General features: G+C 61.5%; 18 protein-coding genes and 1 tRNA gene. 10 read left to right on the plus strand and 9 right to left on the minus strand.

Features of this window, described 5'->3' with window-relative positions:
• Positions 1-18 precede the first annotated feature (18 nt).
• Together HQR01_RS09760 and HQR01_RS09765 are read right to left on the minus strand one after the other, a co-directional pair.
• Positions 19-654 (minus strand): carboxymuconolactone decarboxylase family protein, encoded by a 636-nt coding sequence (locus tag HQR01_RS09760; RefSeq protein WP_173214692.1) that lies wholly within the window; start codon positions 652-654, stop codon positions 19-21.
• Positions 654-1,175: a VOC family protein gene (locus tag HQR01_RS09765; protein ID WP_173214693.1), complete on the minus strand. Its 522-nt coding sequence runs from the start codon at positions 1,173-1,175 to the stop codon at positions 654-656. Before HQR01_RS09765 ends, HQR01_RS09760 begins: the two co-directional genes overlap by 1 nt.
• Before the next feature lie 153 nt (positions 1,176-1,328).
• Between HQR01_RS09765 and hppD the strand changes: the two genes are divergently transcribed.
• From hppD to HQR01_RS09790, 5 genes are all read left to right on the plus strand, one after another.
• Positions 1,329-2,426, plus strand: a complete 1,098-nt coding sequence (gene hppD / locus HQR01_RS09770; protein WP_173214694.1) for a 4-hydroxyphenylpyruvate dioxygenase — start codon at positions 1,329-1,331, stop codon at positions 2,424-2,426.
• Positions 2,423-2,986, plus strand: coding sequence for a VOC family protein (locus tag HQR01_RS09775; RefSeq protein ID WP_173214695.1), 564 nt, complete (start codon positions 2,423-2,425; stop codon positions 2,984-2,986). Before hppD ends, HQR01_RS09775 begins: the two co-directional genes overlap by 4 nt.
• A gap of 80 nt (positions 2,987-3,066) precedes the next feature.
• Entirely contained in the window at positions 3,067-3,945 is an 879-nt protein-coding gene (locus HQR01_RS09780; RefSeq protein ID WP_234030116.1) for a mechanosensitive ion channel family protein, read from the plus strand.
• A gap of 47 nt (positions 3,946-3,992) precedes the next feature.
• The gene (locus HQR01_RS09785; protein ID WP_173214696.1) at positions 3,993-4,907 is read left to right on the plus strand and encodes a haloalkane dehalogenase; all 915 of its coding nucleotides are present in this window, start codon (positions 3,993-3,995) and stop codon (positions 4,905-4,907) included.
• Positions 4,904-6,082: an MFS transporter gene (locus HQR01_RS09790; RefSeq protein ID WP_173214697.1), complete on the plus strand. Its 1,179-nt coding sequence runs from the start codon at positions 4,904-4,906 to the stop codon at positions 6,080-6,082. The genes HQR01_RS09785 and HQR01_RS09790 overlap by 4 nt, the downstream gene beginning before the upstream one ends.
• Before the next feature lie 10 nt (positions 6,083-6,092).
• On the opposite strand, the gene HQR01_RS09795 is transcribed toward HQR01_RS09790, so the two are convergent.
• The 4 genes from HQR01_RS09795 to grxC all read right to left on the minus strand — a co-directional run bounded on the left by HQR01_RS09795 (position 6,093) and on the right by grxC (position 7,758).
• Positions 6,093-6,169 (minus strand) — tRNA-Arg (locus tag HQR01_RS09795).
• 38 nt (positions 6,170-6,207) lie between these two features.
• Complete coding sequence (locus HQR01_RS09800; RefSeq protein ID WP_173214698.1) at positions 6,208-6,666, minus strand: DUF1178 family protein; 459 nt, start codon at positions 6,664-6,666, stop codon at positions 6,208-6,210.
• A gap of 9 nt (positions 6,667-6,675) precedes the next feature.
• A complete protein-coding gene (locus HQR01_RS09805) occupies positions 6,676-7,494 on the minus strand; it encodes a carbon-nitrogen hydrolase family protein (protein WP_173214699.1) in 819 nt (272 codons plus the stop codon).
• Positions 7,495-7,758: a glutaredoxin 3 gene (gene grxC, locus HQR01_RS09810; RefSeq protein WP_173214700.1), complete on the minus strand. Its 264-nt coding sequence runs from the start codon at positions 7,756-7,758 to the stop codon at positions 7,495-7,497.
• A gap of 161 nt (positions 7,759-7,919) precedes the next feature.
• On the opposite strand from grxC, the gene HQR01_RS09815 reads away from it, so the two are divergent.
• Entirely contained in the window at positions 7,920-8,390 is a 471-nt protein-coding gene (locus HQR01_RS09815; RefSeq protein WP_173214701.1) for an Hsp20 family protein, read from the plus strand.
• A gap of 332 nt (positions 8,391-8,722) precedes the next feature.
• On the opposite strand, the gene HQR01_RS09820 is transcribed toward HQR01_RS09815, so the two are convergent.
• The 3 genes from HQR01_RS09820 to tpiA all read right to left on the minus strand — a co-directional run bounded on the left by HQR01_RS09820 (position 8,723) and on the right by tpiA (position 11,689).
• Complete coding sequence (locus HQR01_RS09820; protein WP_173214702.1) at positions 8,723-10,357, minus strand: CTP synthase; 1,635 nt, start codon at positions 10,355-10,357, stop codon at positions 8,723-8,725.
• Between the two features lie 104 nt (positions 10,358-10,461).
• Positions 10,462-10,842, minus strand: a complete 381-nt coding sequence (secG, locus tag HQR01_RS09825) for a preprotein translocase subunit SecG (protein ID WP_173214703.1) — start codon at positions 10,840-10,842, stop codon at positions 10,462-10,464.
• An 85-nt stretch (positions 10,843-10,927) separates the two neighbouring features.
• The gene (gene tpiA, locus HQR01_RS09830) at positions 10,928-11,689 is read right to left on the minus strand and encodes a triose-phosphate isomerase (RefSeq protein ID WP_173214704.1); all 762 of its coding nucleotides are present in this window, start codon (positions 11,687-11,689) and stop codon (positions 10,928-10,930) included.
• A 203-nt stretch (positions 11,690-11,892) separates the two neighbouring features.
• Here tpiA and HQR01_RS09835 point away from each other — a divergent pair, with 203 nt between their 5' ends.
• From HQR01_RS09835 to pip, 4 genes are read left to right on the plus strand one after another with little or no spacing between them, the layout of a single operon-like run.
• On the plus strand, positions 11,893-13,830 hold the full coding sequence (locus HQR01_RS09835) for a peptidyl-prolyl cis-trans isomerase (protein WP_173214705.1): 1,938 nt from the start codon (positions 11,893-11,895) through the stop codon (positions 13,828-13,830).
• Positions 13,796-15,337 (plus strand): anthranilate synthase component I, encoded by a 1,542-nt coding sequence (trpE, locus tag HQR01_RS09840; protein WP_173214706.1) that lies wholly within the window; start codon positions 13,796-13,798, stop codon positions 15,335-15,337. Before HQR01_RS09835 ends, trpE begins: the two co-directional genes overlap by 35 nt.
• The gene (locus HQR01_RS09845) at positions 15,334-16,161 is read left to right on the plus strand and encodes a phosphodiester glycosidase family protein (RefSeq protein WP_173214707.1); all 828 of its coding nucleotides are present in this window, start codon (positions 15,334-15,336) and stop codon (positions 16,159-16,161) included. Before trpE ends, HQR01_RS09845 begins: the two co-directional genes overlap by 4 nt.
• The gene (gene pip, locus HQR01_RS09850) at positions 16,158-17,120 is read left to right on the plus strand and encodes a prolyl aminopeptidase (protein ID WP_173214708.1); all 963 of its coding nucleotides are present in this window, start codon (positions 16,158-16,160) and stop codon (positions 17,118-17,120) included. The genes HQR01_RS09845 and pip overlap by 4 nt, the downstream gene beginning before the upstream one ends.
• The last annotated feature ends 26 nt before the right edge of the window (positions 17,121-17,146 follow it).

The following is a 17,146-nucleotide window of genomic DNA, read 5'->3' on the forward strand; positions in this document are numbered from 1 at the left end:
ATTTCCTTCGATGTGATTCTAACGCCCCGTATCGAGGAATTCTTGGGCCGAGAAATTTTCCGGGGCGGCGACCTCGACAATGGGGTCGTCACGATCATCAAATTCAGTCCGCAGTGCCTTGCTCATCACTGCATGCATGTCATACAGACAAGTGATGTAGGTGAGCTCGAGAATTTCGATATCGGAGAACTCAGCCTTCAACTCGGCGAACAGCGCGTCGGGCACCCTGCCCCGATGCGTCACAAGTCGGTCGGCATAGGCCAGCACTAACCGCTCGCGCGCATCGAACAGCTCACTGGTCTGCCAGGTCGGCAGTGCAGTGATCTTTTCTTCGCTGACGCCGAGCCCGCGCAAGCTCTTGCAGTGCTGCGAAAAGACGAACTGGCTACCCACCGCATAGCCGGCCCAAGTCTGGCCTAGCTCGCGCAGAACGGGATCGATCTGGCGCGCCGGATTGCGATAGTAGCCGAAACCTTGTGCGGCGTGCTTCAGCGTGTCGGGGGAATTGGCAAAGACGGTCCACCAATCTCCCGGCGTACCGGTATCGGTTCCCGGATCCACCACCGGATCGCGTTCGCCGAACAGCAGCTTGTAAAGCGGGAGTGCGACTTCGGCATCGGCCTCGTCACGTGGGACTTCGCGCAGGCGGGGCATCAGGCGTCTACCGTCGCGGGTTCGTGGCGCACATCCTCGGATGTGAACGCCTTGGTATAGGCGGCGAACTCCATCATGATCCCGTTGGGATCGGTGAAATAGACCGAGCGGACGAACACGCCTTCGTGCATTTCGCGGGCAACGCCCATCTGGCTGTCGTCGTGATTGACGACTGCATGCGTGTGCGGAATGCCAGCGGCCTCGAGCTTGTCGAGAGCCGCCTCCAGTTCGCTTTCCTCCATGTCGAAGGCGATGTGATTCATCGAGCCAACCGCTGTCTTGGAATCGTAGGGGAAGCTCTTGACCGAGGCGATGCCGGGCGCCGCCGGCGGCCCGTCCTTCCACCAGAAGAAGGCTACGGCCGCCCCGCCCCCGCAATCGAAGAAGAAGTGCTGACCACCGTCGGGCAGTTGGACCGTCTTGACCAGCGGCATGCCCAGCACCCCGCTGTAGAAATCGACCGTTTCCTTCATGTCGCGGCACACCAGCGCGATATGATTGATGCCCTTCACCTTGAACATGGCTTGCCCTCCTCTGGCTTGCGAGGATGCCAAGCATCCGGCCATCGCGCAATCGGAAGAGTTAGCGCCGCTTCAGGCTCGCTTCCTTGACAAGAACCGGTTTCAGGTGTAACTAGTTTCCAAAGAAACCAATCCAGCTTGCAGAGGGTAATAATGGCTGATCTCTTCGAAAACCCCATCGGACTCGACGGCTTCGAATTCGTCGAGTTCTGCGCACCGGAAAAAGGCGTCATCGAACCCGTTTTCAAGGCGATGGGTTTCACCCACGTTGCCACGCACCGCTCCAAGGACGTCGAGCTGTGGCGGCAGGGCCAGATCAACCTGATCCTCAACTACGAACCGCGCAGCGCCGCCTGGTTCTTCGCCCGCGAACACGGCCCCTCGGCCTGCGGCATGGGCTTCCGAGTCCGCGACGCGCGCAAGGCCTATGCCGAACTTCTCGCCCGCGGTGCCGAGCCGGTTGCGGTCCAGACCGGACCGATGGAACTGCACATCCCCGCCATTCGCGGTATTGGCGGCGCAATCGTCTATCTCATCGATCGCTATGAGAATGAGGAAGGCAATGGCCTGTCGATCTACGATATCGACTTCGAATACCTCCCGGGCGTCGAGAAGCACCCCATCGGTGCGGGCTTCAAGCTGATCGATCACCTCACCCACAACGTCTACAATGGCCGCATGAAGTACTGGGCGGACTATTACGAAACGCTGTTCAACTTCCGCGAAATCCGGTTCTTCGACATCAAGGGCGAATACACCGGGTTGACCTCCAAGGCGCTGACCGCCCCTGACGGCAAGATCCGCATCCCTCTCAATGAAGAAGGCGAAGGCGGCAAGGGCCAGATCGAGGAGTTCCTTCGCGAATTCAACGGCGAAGGCATTCAGCACATCGCGCTGATCTGTGACGACCTGATTGGCTGCTGGGATAACCTCAAGCAGCTCGGCGTCCCCTTCATGACCGCCCCGCCCGAAACCTATTACGAGATGCTGTCGGAACGCCTGCCGGGCCATGGCGAGGATGAGAAGGAGCTGAAGGCTCGCGGCATCCTGCTCGATGGAACTACCGAAGGCGGCCAACCGCGCCTGCTCCTGCAAATCTTTGCCGAGGCGCAGGTGGGGCCGGTCTTCTTCGAATTCATCCAGCGCAAGGGTGACGAAGGCTTTGGCGAAGGCAATTTCAAGGCACTGTTCGAAAGCATGGAACGCGACCAAATCCGCCGCGGTGTGCTGGAAGTGGAGCCGGCAGAATGAGCGCGCACCCCGTCAAGCTCGGCGGAATTCACCATACCGCCTATCGCTGCAAGGACGCGAAAGAGACTGTCGAGTGGTACGGCAAGGTGCTCGGCATGGACTACACAACGGCCTTTGCGGAAGATCACGTACCCTCGACCGGGGAATATGACCCCTACATGCACGTGTTTCTCGATGCGGGTAACGGCAATGTCCTGGCATTCTTCGAGCTGCCCAACCAGCCCGACATGGGGCGCGATGAGAACACCCCGGCCTGGGTCCAGCACCTCGCCTTTCGCGTCGGTTCGGAAGAAGAGCTGCTCGCGGCAAAGGCGCATGTGGAGAGCCTCGGTATCGATGTTCTCGGCCCGACGCACCACGGCATCTTCAAGTCGATCTACTTCTTCGATCCCAACGGCCACCGCGTCGAACTGGCGACCGATATCGGAACCCCTGAGCAATATGCCGAACTGAAGCGTGTCGCCCCGGTAATGCTCGAGGAATGGAGCCAGACCAAGAAGGCTCCGCGCCATGCCGACTGGCTGCACGAGATCGCCCGCAAGGAACACGGTCTTGGCTAATATCGGCTAAGCAATCCTCCTGAGGATTTCGGAACTACCCGAGCGCCATACCGTTTGCCTCGAAAGGGAGTTCCACACGCGTGAATTACATCGGCACGCTTCGCGGCCAGCTGGAAGAGATGGGCAAGGGCCTGGTCGAGTCCCTGCCCGCATTTGGCATCGCACTGTTCGTCGTCTTCGCGACATGGATTGTTGCGCGTTTCGCTGTGCGCATTTCCGACATGCTGGTTGGGCGCACCGAGATGCGCGCAAGCCTGAAATCACTGTTCGACACACTTGTGCGGTTGGCGATCTGGATCGTCGGGCTTTTCACCGCCGCGATCGTGGTCGTCCCCGACCTTACCCTTGCCAGCATGCTCGCTGGCCTTGGTATTGGCGCGGTGGCGATTGGCTTTGCTTTCAAGGACATCTTCGAGAACTTCCTCGCTGGTGTCCTGATCATGGTTCGCGAGAAAATGCGCATCGGCGATATCATCGAATGCGAGGGTATTACCGGCAAGGTCGAACACATCAACATGCGCGAAACCCATGTCCGCAAGCAATCTGGCGAGCTGACCGTCGTTCCCAACTCCCTACTCTTCAAGAACCCGGTCGAGATCCTCACCGACGATGACATCCGCCGCCATCAGGTCGTGGTCGGCGTATCCTATGACACCAACCTCGACCACGCTGCCGCTGTTATCCGGCGCGCAGTCGAGGGCGTGGACGACGTCCTGGCCAGTAAGGGCGTCGACATCTTCGCTCAGGAATTCAACAGCAGTTCTGTCGATTTCCTGGTACGCTGGTGGGCGGGATCAAGCCCACGTGCCGGATGGGAAAGCAAGGACAAGGTAATCCGCGCGATCAAGGCGGGCATGGATGAATCGCACATCGAGATACCCTTCCCGCATGTGACCCACACATTCAAAGAAACGGTTCCGGTCAGCCAGTTGGGTGACACGCGAAAGAAGACGCCTTAGGGTTTCGATTCGAGACCGGATTCCCGGTTGACAAGGAGAGACCCCCCATGGAAATCCTGCGCACCCCCGCGGATCGCTTTGCCGACATCCCCGATTACCCCTTCGCCGAAAACTGGTTCACCGTCGGTCTTGGCGATGGTTTGACTGCGCGTCAGCATTATGTCGATGAAGGCGACAAATCGGCGCCGCCTGTGCTGCTGTTTCATGGCGAACCGAGTTGGTCGTTCCTCTATCGCAAGATGATCCCGCTGCTGGTCGATGCGGGCTTCCGCGTGCTTGCCCCGGACCTCATCGGCTTCGGCAAAAGCGACAAGCCGAGCGATATTTCCTTCTATACTTACGCCCGCCATGTCGACTGGCTCAAACAGTGGCGCAATGCGGTCGAGCCACGCCCCGCGGCGCTCTTCTGCCAGGATTGGGGAAGCCTGCTGGGTCTGCGCATGGTCGGGCAGGAACCCGAACGCTTCACCTGCGTCGTCGCCAGCAACGCAGCGCTTCCCGTCGGGGGCAAGATCACCGATGCCTTCCTCGCCTGGCGCGAGTTCGCCCGGACCTCGCCCGATTTCGTGATCGGGGATCTGCTCCAACGCGCGACGCAGACACCGCTGAGCGACGTTGAAGTGGCGGCATACAATGCCCCCTTCCCTGACGAAGCGAGCAAGGCCGGGGCGCGCGCCTTCCCCCAGCTCGTGCCGGTCGAAGACGGGATGGACGGGATCGCCGAAAACCTGGCTGCCTGGGAAGGACTTGCCAACTTCGAAGGCCCCTTCCTGACCCTGTTTGGGGAGGATGACCCGGTCCTCGGTTCGGCGGCTCCCATGCTCAATACGCGTATCGCAGGCGCCAAGGGCCAACCTCACGCAATGTTGAGCAAATGTGGTCACTTCAGCCAGGAGGACCGGCCTGCAGAACTCGCCCAGGGCATTGTCGACATGGCGCGCAAGGCTGGCCATCTCGCTTGAGCACGACAACCTACCTATCGCGGCGGCAGGAACACCTGCTCGCGGCCGTTGCCGCCGTGGTAGTGGCGAATGCCTATTATATTCACCCGATCATCGGCGAAGTCGCGGATCACTTCGGGGTTAGCCACGCCCGCATTGGGCTTGTCCCGGCATTGAACCAGCTCGCGCTCGCGCTGGGAATCTTCCTGCTGCTTCCCCTGGGTGACCGGTTCTCCAATCGGCGATTAGCGATCCTGTTCGCGACTGGTCAGACGGCCGCCATGGGCTTGATGACGCTGGCAGGCGGCTTCGTACCATTCGTTACCGGATCGACGCTTCTCGGCTTCTTCACCATCACGCCTTACCTGCTTCCCGCCTACGCCTCGAAGCGCGTTGCACCCGAACGACTGGGACAGGTCACGGCGCTGATCGCCGCCGGAGCGATCCTCGGTATCCTCGTTGCCCGCGTGGGTGCCGGGGTCATTGCCGAGCAATTCGGCTGGCGCAGCGTCTACTGGATTGCGACCGGCTTGATGGTCCTGGTCACGCTAACGCTGCCGAGGATCATGGAGCACGGCGAACGAGACAGTACGGCGCACCATTCCTACCCGGCTCTGCTGCTCTCCGTCTTCCCGATGATCCGTGAGCACCGCGAGGTATTGCTGTCGGGGATCATCCAGGCGCTGAATTTCGGGCAGTTTATCGCCTTGTGGCTGGCGCTCTCACTCTACCTCACGTCACCGTCCATGGGCTACGGCACCGACACCGTCGGCTATCTTGCAGGTATCGCGGCGGTGAGCATTGTCTCCACACCCCGTCTCGGCAGCTGGGCCGACAGGATCGGCCCGCGCAAGGCTCGGTCTATTTTCGCGCTCGTCCAGCTTGGCGGCATCTCCCTGTTTTGGCCAATGGGCGACACGCTCTGGATGCTGCTGATGCCACTGTTCATTGCCAATCTCGTTGGCCCGGGGATCGACGTAACCTCGCGGATGACCTTCCTGACACTACGCCCCGACCTGCGCACAAGGCTCACGACGATCTACGTAGTACTCATGTTCGTGGGCGGGGGAATTGGCAGCGTTACCGGTACCGCTGCCTTCGACGCATTCGGTTGGAGCGGGACCTGCATCGCGTTGGCGGGAATGTCGCTGACCCTGAGCCTCTTGGCGTCTTTCGGGAGGCGGTTCGGGCAATAGGCCGAAAGTGTGGTGCGCCCGACAGGATTCGAACCTGTGGCCCCCAGATTAGGAATCTGGTGCTCTATCCTGCTGAGCTACGGGCGCTTCCGGGCCCCGTATAGCGGCTCGGACTCGGGAGGCAATCAGTTGAGTTCGTCGGGAGGCGCAACCGGGAACAGCAATGGGGCCACCGCAATGCCTTCGGCGAGCATTTCTGCCGCTTCGTCTTTCGTTGCCTGGCCGTGGATCGGCGCCTCGTCCACCTCGCCGTAATGCATGGAGCGCGCCCGTTCCGCGAATTTGTCGCCGACCCAGGTACTCGATTCGAGTGCCTTGGCTTGCGCTTCGGCCAGCGCCTTCAGGGCCTGTTTGACCTCCGCCGGCATTTCGCCGCGCGCCATTTGCGTCGGTACCGGCTGGTCGGACTTGCTGTTTCCCTTCGCGGGAACTGCCGGTGCCATGGGTGCCTTCGCGACTTCGTCCGTACCGCATTGGGGGCAAGAGACGAGCCCGCGGGCTTGCTGGTCGGCGAAATCGGCTGACGAGCCGAACCAGCCTTCGAACCGGTGCCCTTGGCTGCAGGAGAGGTCGTAAACGATCATCGCACAAGCCTATTTGGCGATCGGGCGGCGGTTGGCAAGGCTCGGGACCTGCGCGCGAACGTCGGCGATCCGCGCAAGGTCGATATCCGCAAAGCCGACTCCCGGCGCATCGCCTCCCATATCGAGCAGCACTTCGCCCCAGGGGTCGACCACCAGGCTATGGCCGTAGGTGCGCCGCCCATCAGCATGCTCACCCACCTGAGCGGCGGCGACCACAAAGGCGCTCGCCTCGATCGCACGGGCACGCTGCAGGACATGCCAATGTGCCTTGCCGGTCGGAACCGTAAAGGCGGCAGGAATCGAGATTACGTCGCAATGTCGATTGCCAAGTTCTTCAAATAACGCAGGAAAGCGCAAATCATAGCAGATCGTCAGCCCAAGCCGACCAACGGGCGTATCGTCCACTGTGACGACGTCCGAACCGGCTGCATAGGCATTGGATTCGCGCCAGCTCTCGCCCGTCGCCAGGTCGACGTCGAACATGTGCATCTTGTCGTAGCACGCCGCGACATCGCCTTTCGCGTCAATCAAGAACGCGCGGTTGGCCCAGCGTCCATCCGCCACCTGGACAGCGAGCGAGCCAAGCGCGACCCAGATACCTGCCGCGGCGGCAGCCTCGCGGGCGCGCTGCAACGCAACGGTCTGCTCTTCCGCCACGATCGAAGCGGCAGCGCGCTTGCGATCGCGATCGAGCACTCCCGACATTTCGGGAGTAAAGAGGATCGCCGCACCATCTCCCGCCGCGCTCGCGATTGCTTCCACAATCGTTGCGGCATTGACCTGCGGATCGATCTCCGCGGTCATCTGGAGGATGGCGATCCTCGTCATTCAGCCCGCCAGCAACACATCCAGCTTGCCCGCCCGCTCAAGGGCAGCAAGCTCATCCGAGCCGCCAACATGCGTTTGACCGATGAATATCTGCGGAACCGTCCGCGCATTGGGCGCGCGATCAAGCATTTCCGTACGCTTGGGACCGCCCATCGTAATATCGTGTTCGGTGTACTGGACACCCTTCTGGTCGAGCAACCGCTTGGCCCTGTAACAATAGCCGCAACCGAACTTGGTGTAGATGACCACCGGGGGATTAGTCATGGAAATTCCTCACTTTCAATCACTAGCGCTAGCGATGCCGCAGCAATCTTGAAAGCGCTTTTGCTTGCCCTATCTAGGTTCTGCCGGAGCATTCGCAAAGGCGGCGTGGTGCCGATTACGGGCCGCGCCATAACAAATTGCTCATAAGAGGATTTGCCACGATGAACCGTATGGATTTTACCCCCTATCGCCGCTCGACCGTTGGTTTCGACCGCCTGTTCGACCTGATGGAACGCCAGGCACGCAACGCCGGTGGCGACAATTACCCGCCCTTCAATATCGAGCGTCGAGGCGAAGACGAATACCGCATCACTCTTGCGGTTGCGGGCTTCCGTCCGGCCGATCTCGATATCACCGCACAGCAGAACCTGCTGGTTGTCCAGGGCCGCAAGCGCGACGAACTGACCGAAGGCGAGATGCTGCATGTCGGCATCGCCAATCGCGGCTTTGAACGCCGCTTCGAATTGGCGGATTATGTCCGGGTCGAAAACGCGGACCTTGCCGACGGACTGCTCGTGATCGACCTGGTGCGCGAAGTACCCGAAGCGATGAAGCCGAAGAAGATCGCGATCGGTGGGCAGGCTACCCTCGAAGTCGTCAAGGATAGCGACAGCGACACCAAGGCCGCCTGACAAGCGACGGCCCACCAGCAGAGTGCTGAAAAACGTAGGGGGCGGAACCTAGGTTCCGCCCCCGCGACGTTTACCGCCGCCTAGCCCCCAAAAACGGTCGTCCGGGTCGCAGAAGACAACCGGCTTCGAGGCAAGCCCATCCCACTCGGCGAAACAAGTGTCTCGAAAGTCCGTAGTTTTACCTCCGAACCGAGTGCAATCTGCACCATTTGTGACACGAGATAAACCAGAATATCACCCGAGCGGCCAAACTTGTCGCACTCTTACAAGTACTTAAACTGACATCTCAATCTAATCAGACACTTGGCACGTCGTTTTTTTACAAAAAATCTTTAAACCAGCCTTGCCTGCTCGAGTGCGGCGCCGATGAATCCGGCAAAAAGCGGGTGGGGATCGAACGGTTTGGACTTCAGTTCCGGGTGGAACTGCACGCCGACGAACCACGGATGATCCGGCCGCTCGACGATTTCAGGCAACAATCCGTCGGGCGACATGCCGGAGAAAATCAGCCCCTGCTTCTCCAGCGGGTCGATAAAGGCCGAATTGACTTCATAGCGATGACGGTGGCGTTCCGAGATTACCGTAGAACCGCCATAGATGCTCGACACATGGCTGTTGGCCGCCAGCTTGGCGTCATAAGCGCCCAGGCGCATCGTCCCGCCAAGATCGCCGCCAGCCTCACGGGTCTGAAGCCCTTCCTCGGTCATCCATTCGGTGATGATACCAACCACCGGATGTTCGGTATCACCGAACTCGGTCGAGCTCGCCTGCTCGAAGCCGGCCGCACGAGCCCCTTCGATGCAGGCCATTTGCATACCGAGGCAGATACCGAGGAACGGGACGTTGCGCTCGCGGGCAAATCGCACAGCGGCGATCTTGCCTTCGCTACCGCGCTCACCGAATCCGCCGGGCACAAGGATCGCATGCATCGGCTCAAGCTGCGCAGCGATGTCGCTGTCGCCCTGCTCGAACACTTCGGCATCGATCCAGTTGATGTTGACCTTGACCCGGTGGGCCATGCCCCCGTGCACCAGTGCCTCGTTCAGAGACTTATAGGCATCCTGCAGTCCGACGTACTTGCCGACCACGCCAATAGTCACTTCGCCTTCGGGGTTCGAATGGCGGTCGACGACATCGTACCAGCGTGAAAGGTCGGGTTCCGGGGCATCGGTAATCCCGAAGCCGCGCAGGACCTCGGTGTCGAGACCTTCCGCATGGTACTGGAGAGGGACCGAGTAAATCGACGGAGCGTCGAGCGCTGGAATTACCGCTTCCTTGCGCACGTTGCAAAAGTTCGCGATCTTTTGGCGCTCGCTATCGGGGATCGGGTGTTCCGCGCGGCACAGCAGCACATCGGGCTTGATGCCCAAGCTTGCCAGCTCGCGCACAGAGTGCTGTGTGGGCTTAGTCTTAAGCTCTCCCGCGGCCTTGATATAAGGCACCAGCGTGACGTGGACGCTCAGCGTCTGGAGCGGTTCCAGCTCATTCCTCAGCTGGCGGATCGCTTCCATGAAGGGCAGGCCTTCGATGTCGCCCACCGTCCCGCCGATCTCGCACAGGATGAAATCATGGTCGCCCTGGTCGGCCAGTGCGAATTCCTTGATCGCGTCGGTAACGTGCGGGATCACCTGCACGGTCGCGCCCAGGTAATCACCCCGCCGCTCCTTGGCGATGATCTGCTGATAGATGCGCCCTGACGTGACGTTATCGCCCTGATGCGCCGACACGCCAGTGAAGCGTTCGTAGTGGCCAAGATCGAGGTCGGTTTCGGCCCCGTCATCGGTCACATAGACCTCGCCGTGCTGATAGGGACTCATCGTCCCCGGATCGACATTGAGATACGGGTCGAACTTACGAATGCGGACCTTGTAGCCGCGCGCTTGCAGGAGGGCAGCGAGCGATGCTGCCATGAGACCTTTGCCAAGCGAGGAGACCACGCCGCCGGTGATGAAAATATACCGCGCCATGGGAGTCGGGCCTTAAGCTGAGGAATGGAGTCGGGGCAAGCGCAAAGCCATGCGAATTGCGCCGCACAGGCGGAGCAATCCACAATTCACGCCAATGGAAGTACTTATTCGGTCGCGTCGGACAGCGGATCAGCGGTTTCCGCCGGCGCAGCGTCGCCACTTGCCGGAGTCGCTTCACCAGTGGTTGCCGCACCAAGCGGATCGACCGGAGCGGCCGGAGCCACTGTACGATCAAGCGTCGATTCAACGCCGCTAGTATCCGAACTGCTCACGGCGATCGCCGCAAGCGCAATCGACAGCACAACGAAAGTTATCGCCAACCAACGCGTGGAACGGGTTAGAAAGTCGGCTGCGCCGCGAGCGCTGAGCATCCCCGCCGGGCTACCGCCGATGCCAAGGCCACCACCTTCTGAACGTTGCATCAGGATGACACCGACAAGCGCGGCGGCGACGATCGCCTGTACGACGGTTAGGAAAAGGAACATCTGGCTGGGCTACTCTTGAAATCGGATACTGTGCTTGAACCGCGCATCTAGGCGCAGTTCGCCTAAACGACAAGGCTGTGCCGGATCAGGCGTCCTCGGTTTCCGAAGCGGCGACGACGATTCCCAGGAAGCTTTCTGCCGACAGGCTGGCGCCACCGACAAGCGCGCCGCCCACTTCCGGTGCCGACAGGATTTCGCGTGCATTCTCCGGCTTGACCGATCCGCCATAGAGGATGCGCACAGCCGACGACACTTCTTCGCCATACGTTTCGTCGAGCAGCTGGCGGATCGCACCGTGCATTGCGGCAATGTCTTCCACAGTTGCGGTCCGGCCGGTGCCGATCGCCCAGATCGGTTCATAGGCAATGGTCAAACGCTCCGCCGGGTCGGTAAAGGCCGGCAGCGCCGCCTTGAGTTGACGGAGCACAAAGTTCTCCGCGTCGCCCGCGTCGCGCGTTTCCAGCGTTTCGCCGCAGCACAGGATCACGCGTAAACCCGCTTCCAGTGCCGATTCGATCTTGGCATTGATCAGTTTGTTGCTCTCACCATGATCCTGGCGCCGCTCGCTATGGCCAAGGATGACGAACTTCGCCCCCGCATCGGCGATCATGGATGCGCAGATATCCCCCGTATGGGCGCCTTCATTGCCCGGATGGCAATCCTGCGCGCCCACGCCGATCTGCTCGGCCTCGCGATGAACGGCGTGAATCAGGGTGTAAGGCGGCGCGACCGCCACCTCTACCTTCATGTAGCGCTGTGCTGCACGGTCGATCGCGCGTGCTTCCGAAAGCATCGCGCGCGTCCCGTTCATCTTCCAGTTTCCAACGATATAGGGCCTAATGGCCATTGTGTGTTCCTGCGGTAAACTAAACTTGGTTACCCTACATAGGGGCGTTGTCTGGCGCCCCGGTAGACAAGCTTTGTTTGCGCGTCAAAAGCCTTTGCGACCTGTTGCCGCGAGGTCGCAGGCCGGATAAAGCGCGCTCTTCGGTGCTGGCGCTACCTCCGTCGCACTCCTGTCAGAACCAATAATCGGAATCCCTCGCCAGCATGCTCCAGTTTTTCCGCAATATGTTCAAGTCGAAGATCGGCCTGGCAATCGTGCTTGGTTTCATCGGCTTGATCGGCTTCGCCTTCGCCCTCAGCGACATCTCGGGAGGATCTACTTTCGGGGGAGTAGCGGGTGGTGACCGGGTGGCGGTAGTTGGCGATGAGAAGATCGGGACCGCCGACCTGCTGCGCGCTGTCAACAACGGACTCGACCGGATGCGGGAGGAAGACCCGACGCTGACGATGCCCAGGTTCATAGCGAATAAGGGGCTCGATCAATCGCTCGACGCCGTGATCGATCGTTTCGCCCTCGCGACCTTTGCCGACAAGTATGGTATCCGTGCGGGCGATAATCTCGTGAACAGCGAAATCCGCCTGATCCCGGCCTTCCGCGGACCCGATGGCAACTTCAGCGAAGACACCTACCGGCAGGTCCTCGCGCAACAGAGGATCACCGATGCGCAGGCACGCGATGACCTGGGGACGCGATTGCTGGCGCAGCAGGTTTTTGTTCCTGCCGGATTGGGCGCAAGCATTCCAAACAAGATGGCCTATCGGTATGCCCAGCTGTTCAAGGAGCGGCGCAAGGGTTCGATCGCACTGCTCCCCGCGGTCGCTTATGCGCCGCCACCGGGCGCATCCGACGATACGCTGAGGGCTTACTACGATTCGCACAGGACGGAGTTTGTACGGCCCGAACGCCGCGTCATCCGCTATGCTACCTTCGACAGCAGCGACCTCGGTGACCGTGCAGTCCCGACGGAAGCGGAAATCTCCGCGCGCTACAAGCAGGATGCAGCCAAGTACTCCGCCAGTGAAACGCGCGACGTCACCCAGTTGATCGTTCCCACCGAAGCGGCGGCGAAGTCGATCCGCGATCGCATCGCAGCTGGCGCCTCGTTCGACGCAGTCGCCCGCGAGGCAGGCCTGCGCGCAGCATCCATCACTGATGCGAGCCGTCAGACGCTTTCGACAGAGGCCTCCCCGGCCGTTGCGAACGCCTATTTCTCGACCGCCGAGGGCACGATTTCATCACCGGCACGCAGTGCGTTGGGTTGGCATGTCGCGCGGGTTGACGCAATCAAGTCAGTCGCAGCCCGCAGCCTCGATCAGGCACGCTCGGAAATCACGGAAACGCTGCGTGAAGAAAAGCGCGTGCGCGGGCTGGCCGAATTGGCGATCGAAGTCGAAGATCAATTGGCCGATGGCGCTACCCTTGCGGAAGTGCTCAATGATCTCGGCCTCGAGCTCCAAATGACCAAGCCGGCGCTCGCCAACGGCCAAGTGTACCAGGCGCCAGGTGAATCGCTGCCCGAAGTCCTGGCCCCGGCGCTCAAGACCGCATTCCAAATGGATGAGGAAGAGCCGGAAATTGCCCCGATTGCGGGTGGCGAGACCTATTTGATCTTTGAAGTCGGTGACATTACGCCGGCAGCAACGGCTCCGTTCGCCGAGATCAAGCAGGCGGTCGAGGCAAACTGGCGCCAGTCGCAGGGTCTCAAGGCAGCGCAGGAAGCTGCGGACCGCGTGCTGAAGCGGGTACGTGGCGGTGCCACGCTCGCCGCCGCGCTCGCCGCCGAAGATGTCCCCCTCCCCTCGGTCGACTCGATCGATCTGACGCGCGAGCAATTGGCGTCCCAGCGCGAACGTCGCATCCCGCCTCCTCTCGCACTGATGTTCAGCATGGCCCAGGGAACCGCGAAGAAGCTGGAAGCTGCGCAGAAGCTGGGTTTCTTCGTCGTCGACCTTGACGCCATCACAATGGACGAACTCGACCGGAACGACCCGCTCGTCACCCAGGCACGCGGCCAGATGGCTCAGCTTGTCGGCGATGAGTATGGCGATCTCCTGCGTTCGGCGATCCGTGCCGAAATGGGCGTCGAACGCAACCCGACCGCCATCGATGCGGTTCGCAAGCAACTGCTCGGCGGGAACTGAGGCGCGCTTGGCACCGGCACTGGAAGGTATTGAGGTAGCACGTGCCGCGCTGGCAGCGGGCAAGCCTGCGCTCGTGTGGCGCAAGGTCGTTGCCGATACCGAAACGCCGGTAGGCGCAGCGCTGAAGCTGTTCGAGGAAGGGCGCGGGGACTTCGTCCTGGAATCGGTCGAGGGTGGCGAAGTCCGCGGGCGCTACAGCCTGATCGGACTCGATCCGGATCTGGTTTTCCGGGCAACGGGCGCCAATGCCGCCATTAACGCCCGTTGGCGCGAAGATCGCGACGCTTTCGAGCCGTGCGAGAACGAAACGATCGAGGCACTGCGTGCCCTCTCTGCTTCATGCCGCTGCGATGTGCCCGAAGCATTACCCTCGGCACTCGCCTGCCTGGTGGGATATTTCGGTTACGAGACCATCGGATTGGTCGAAACGCTGCCGCGCGCGCCGCAGGGCGAACTCGACTTGCCGGACATGCTGTTCGTGCGGCCAACAGTGATCCTTGTGTTCGACCGGTTGAGCGACGCGCTTTTCTGCATTGCGCCAGTGTGGCCCGAGGGCTCGATCGAACTGGCGGGCGAGCGGATCGACGAGGTGTTGCGTAAGCTCGCTCAGCCGCTGCCGATCGCGAAGGTCGTCGCGCAGGGTCACCCTGAGCCCGCGCTCGCACCGACGATGGCTGCGTCCGATTACGAGGCGATGGTCCTGCGCGCCAAGGACTACATCGCCGCGGGAGACATCTTCCAGGTGGTCCTGTCGCAGCGCTTCACTTCGCCTTTCGAACTGCCGCCGATGGCGCTGTATCGATCGCTGCGGCGGATTAACCCCTCCCCCTTCCTCTATTTCCTCGACCTGCCCGGCTTCGCCGTCGTCGGTTCGAGCCCGGAAATCCTTGTTCGCGTGCGCGAAGGCGAGGTGACGATCCGTCCGATCGCCGGAACCCGCCCGCGCGGGGCGACGCTGGCAGAGGATCGGCTCGCCGAACAATCGCTTCTGGCCGACCCGAAAGAGCGGGCCGAGCACTTGATGCTGCTCGACCTTGGCCGCAACGACGTCGGCCGGGTCGCCGAATCCGGGACCGTCACCGTCACCGAAAGCTTCACCGTCGAACGTTACAGCCACGTCATGCACATCGTCAGCAATGTCGTCGGGCGCCTCGCAAGCGACAAGGACGCGCTTGAGGCGCTATTTGCCGGCTTCCCTGCCGGCACCGTCAGCGGCGCACCGAAGATCCGCGCCTGCGAGATCATCGCCGAGCTCGAACCCGCGACTCGCGGACCCTATGCCGGCGGGGTCGGCTATTTCGCACCCGATGGCTCGGTCGATAGCTGCATCGTTTTGCGTACCGCGGTGGTCAAGGACGGCATCATGCACGTCCAGGCCGGGGCCGGCATCGTCGCCGATAGCGAGCCCGCCTATGAGCAGCGCGAATGCGAAGCCAAGGCCGGCGCCCTGCTTGCCGCGGCACGCGAAGCCGTGAGGCTCGCGCAGGAACCAGGCTTCGGACAATGATGACTCGCTTCGCCGCTCTCGCCTTGCTCGTGCTCACCGCATGCAATCCGCAGCCGGAAGGCGAACCGGTCGCGCGTACCCGCATCGATGGCAAGGGCGCGACACCCACGCCAACGCCCACGCAGACTGTGGCAAGCTCGGTCGAAAGCGCCTGCCGCTCGATCATTTTCGAGGATGCGCCGCTGACCGATTGCGTGGCTATCCCAACCCGGCATGAGATCGGAATGGACCTGGGGCCAAGCGGGGAAGCGCCCTATCGCAGCCTCGCGACCTTCGCCAAGGCGCACGACCCAGACAGCATAGCCTTCGCGATGAACGCCGGAATGTTCGACGAAGAAGGGCAGCCGGTCGGCTATTTCGTCGAGAACTCCGAACGCCTCAAGGAGCTCAACACCGCCGATGGCGAAGGCAATTTCCATATGAAGCCCAATGGAGTCTTCTACGGTACCGGCGGCGAATGGCACGTCCGTACGACCAAGGATTTCCTGGCCAATGTTAGGGATCGCCCGGGTTTCGGCACGCAATCCGGGCCGATGTTGGTTATCGGCGGCAAGATTCATCCCGAAATCACCCATGACGGCTCTTCCAGGCTGGTGCGCAACGCGGTTGGCGTGGACGAACAGGGCCGCGCGCATTTCGTGATCTCGAACGCACCGATCTCCTTCGGCAAGCTCGCGCGCTTCTACCGCGACGAGCTCAAGGTGAAGGACGCGCTCTATCTCGATGGAACGGTTTCGCAGCTGTGGAACCCAGCCACCGACCGGCTGGACACCGGCGAACCAATCGGGCCCATCGTCATCGTGACGAAAAAGGACAGTGAATGACGCAAGACCGCCGCACTCTCTACCCCGAGATTGAACCCTATGCGACCGGCATGCTCGAAGTCGGCGACGGGCATACGATCTATTGGGAGAAGGTAGGCAAGCCGGGTGGCAAGCCCGCGGTGTTTCTCCATGGCGGCCCCGGTGCAGGGTGCAGCCCGGGCCAGCGCCGCCAGTTCGATCCCGAACTCTACGACGTGCTGCTGTTCGACCAACGCGGCTGCGGACGTTCGACACCCTTCGCCTCGCTGCTCCACAACACGACCTGGCACCTCGTGCGCGACATGGAAAAGCTGCGCGAGATGTGCGGGCACGAACAGTGGCTGGTGTTCGGCGGCAGTTGGGGATCCACCCTGGCGCTATCCTACGCCCAGACGCACCCCGATCGGGTTAGCGAACTGATCCTGCGCGGCATCTTCCTGGGTCGCCAGATCGAGAACGACTGGCTCTGCAGTTTCGGCGCCAGCGAACTCTATCCCGAAGCATGGGACGATTTCATCGGCCACATCGACGAGGACAAGCAGGACGACCTGATCGAGGCCTATCGCGAACTGCTCGACGATCCCGATCCCGAAGTGCGCAAGGCCGCCGCCGCCGCGTGGAACCGCTGGGAAGGCGCCACCGTCACGCTGCTGCCCGAAGACGACACCATCGACCACATGGCAGAGGGTGAGAACGCCGTCGCCACGGCGCGGATCGAGAACCACTATTTCCGCAACGGCTGCTTCCTCGAGGAAGGCCAGCTGCTCGAGAACGCGTGGAAATTGGCCGACATCCCCGGCATTATCGTGCAGGGCCGGCACGACTGCTGTACCCCGCCCCGTTCAGCTTGGGATCTCAAGCAGGCATGGCCGGAAGTTGAACTGCAGATCGTGCCCGACGGCGGGCATCTCTATACCGAGCCCGGCATCACCGATGGCCTGATCCGCGCCAGCGACCGGTTTGCTGGCAAGTCCGCGTGACGCCACGGCGAGCTTAACTTGCTTGA

This window comes from Erythrobacter mangrovi, from assembly GCF_013260645.1.
Taxonomy (GTDB): domain Bacteria; phylum Pseudomonadota; class Alphaproteobacteria; order Sphingomonadales; family Sphingomonadaceae; genus Qipengyuania; species Qipengyuania mangrovi.

Coding starts and splice junctions, on each gene's coding strand:
- HQR01_RS09845 (WP_173214707.1), top strand. CDS start 15,334: ATGATGACTCGCTTCGCCGCTCTCGCCTTGCTCGTGCTCACCGCATGC.
- HQR01_RS09760 (WP_173214692.1), bottom strand. CDS start 654: ATGCCCCGCCTGCGCGAAGTCCCACGTGACGAGGCCGATGCCGAAGTC.
- secG (WP_173214703.1), bottom strand. CDS start 10,842: ATGTTCCTTTTCCTAACCGTCGTACAGGCGATCGTCGCCGCCGCGCTT.
- hppD (WP_173214694.1), top strand. CDS start 1,329: ATGGCTGATCTCTTCGAAAACCCCATCGGACTCGACGGCTTCGAATTC.
- grxC (WP_173214700.1), bottom strand. CDS start 7,758: ATGACTAATCCCCCGGTGGTCATCTACACCAAGTTCGGTTGCGGCTAT.
- HQR01_RS09775 (WP_173214695.1), top strand. CDS start 2,423: ATGAGCGCGCACCCCGTCAAGCTCGGCGGAATTCACCATACCGCCTAT.
- HQR01_RS09765 (WP_173214693.1), bottom strand. CDS start 1,175: ATGTTCAAGGTGAAGGGCATCAATCATATCGCGCTGGTGTGCCGCGAC.
- HQR01_RS09785 (WP_173214696.1), top strand. CDS start 3,993: ATGGAAATCCTGCGCACCCCCGCGGATCGCTTTGCCGACATCCCCGAT.
- HQR01_RS09805 (WP_173214699.1), bottom strand. CDS start 7,494: ATGACGAGGATCGCCATCCTCCAGATGACCGCGGAGATCGATCCGCAG.
- tpiA (WP_173214704.1), bottom strand. CDS start 11,689: ATGGCCATTAGGCCCTATATCGTTGGAAACTGGAAGATGAACGGGACG.
- HQR01_RS09820 (WP_173214702.1), bottom strand. CDS start 10,357: ATGGCGCGGTATATTTTCATCACCGGCGGCGTGGTCTCCTCGCTTGGC.
- HQR01_RS09815 (WP_173214701.1), top strand. CDS start 7,920: ATGAACCGTATGGATTTTACCCCCTATCGCCGCTCGACCGTTGGTTTC.
- HQR01_RS09800 (WP_173214698.1), bottom strand. CDS start 6,666: ATGATCGTTTACGACCTCTCCTGCAGCCAAGGGCACCGGTTCGAAGGC.
- trpE (WP_173214706.1), top strand. CDS start 13,796: ATGCGGTTCGCAAGCAACTGCTCGGCGGGAACTGAGGCGCGCTTGGCA.
- pip (WP_173214708.1), top strand. CDS start 16,158: ATGACGCAAGACCGCCGCACTCTCTACCCCGAGATTGAACCCTATGCG.
- HQR01_RS09835 (WP_173214705.1), top strand. CDS start 11,893: ATGCTCCAGTTTTTCCGCAATATGTTCAAGTCGAAGATCGGCCTGGCA.